Below are 1,601 nucleotides of genomic sequence, written 5' to 3'. Positions count from 1 at the left end.
CCTCGTCGCGACCCCCGCCGCCCAGGGGGAACTGGACAAGGCCAGCTGGAACCTGCCCTTCGGCGAGCCCGCGTCGCTCGATCCGATCAAGGCGTTCAACTACCCCGAGAACACGGTCGTCGCGAACCTGTGCGAGGGCCTGATGCGCCTGGACCCCGACTACTCGGTCAAGCCGAACCTGGCGGAGAAGGTCGAGACCCCCGATCCCACGACCCTGGTGTACACCCTGCGCCAGGGCGTGCGCTTCTGGGACGGCCGGCCCATGACGGCCGACGACGTGGTGTTCAGCCTCCGCCGCCACCTCGACCCCAAGGAGGGCAGCTACTGGGCGTCGGACCAGATCACGGGCAACATCGCGTCCATCGACAAGACCGGCGACAACCAGGTCACGATCCGGCTGAAGAAGGCGGACGCGACGATCAACTCGTACATGGTCACGCCCGTCGGCGTGGTGGTCCAGCGCGATCAGCGCGAGAAGGCGGGCGCCAAGTACGGCACGCCGGAGGGGTCGGTCATGTGTACCGGGCCCTTCAAGCTCTCTTCGTGGGAGAAGGGCTCCAAGATCTCTCTGGAGCGCAACGACGACTATTGGGACGCGCAGCGCAAGGCCAAGACCAAGCGGCTCGACCTGCAGTTCATCGTGGATCCCGGCGCGATCGCGAGCGCGCTCGACACCGGAGCCATCGACGGCTCGTACGACGTTCCCGTCGGGGCGGTGGGCCGGCTCACGGCCTCGCAGAACGGCAAGCTGTACCTCGGCAGGTCCCTGCAGATGGTGGCCGTCATCAGCACCGGCAACGGGCCGCTCGGCGACCCCGCGGTCCGCCGGGCGCTGGCGTTCGCCACCGACCGCGAGGCGATCGCCCAGACCGTGTTCGCCGGCACCGCGCGGGCGTCCCGCTCGCTCGTGCCGCGGGGCGGGTGGACGTACGGCGACGACGTGTTCGGGCCCGCGTACGACGCCCTGCCGGACACCAAGAAGAACCTCGACGAGGCGAAGAAGGCCCTGGCGGGAGTCACGCCCGGCAGCGCGCCGATCACCATCGCCTACCCGAGCGAGCGCCAGTTCTACGCCGACATCCTGTCGGAGATGTCCAACGCCGCGCGCGAGCTGGGCCTGACCATCCAGCCCAAGGGGGTGCCGAGCGCGCAGTACGGCGCCTTCTTCTCCGACGCCAAGGCGCGCGCCGGTTACGACGGCTTCATGACGACCAACTACATGGACATCCCCGACCCGCTCGCCTTCCTGCGCACGATCGCGGCCAAGGGCGGATCGCAGAACTTCAACGGCTACGACGACGCGGAGACGCAGGGCCTCATCGAGCAGGCGGCCACCGCGTCGGACGACACGGCGCGGGCCAAGCTCGTCGCGAGCCTCCAGGCGAAGGTCATGGAGCAGACCCCGTGGATCCCGATCGCGGCGCCGGCGGTCCGGCTGTTCCTCAACAAGCGCGTGACCGGCGTACCCGCGTCGTTCGTCTACCTGTACTACCCCTGGGCGGCGAGCCTCGGTGCGGCCCGAGGACGAAGAGCGTGTTGTCCTTGATGGAGCGGATCCGGCCCTCGGCGAAGTTCGGGTCGGGCGTGCCGGGCTCGACGTC

The 1,601-nt window shown here is 69.3% G+C and carries 1 protein-coding gene; it reads left to right on the top strand.

What is annotated here, in order from left to right:
• On the top strand, window positions 1-1,546 hold a 1,546-nt coding region (locus tag AB0B89_RS36345; protein ID WP_358562312.1), incomplete at its 5' end, for an ABC transporter substrate-binding protein.
• Between the last annotated feature and the right edge of the window lie 55 nt (window positions 1,547-1,601).

Origin of the sequence: Sphaerisporangium sp. NPDC049002, from assembly GCF_040649355.1 — a bacterium.
Lineage (GTDB): Bacteria > Actinomycetota > Actinomycetes > Streptosporangiales > Streptosporangiaceae > Sphaerisporangium.
This window is presented reverse-complemented; position numbering and strand designations above follow the sequence as displayed.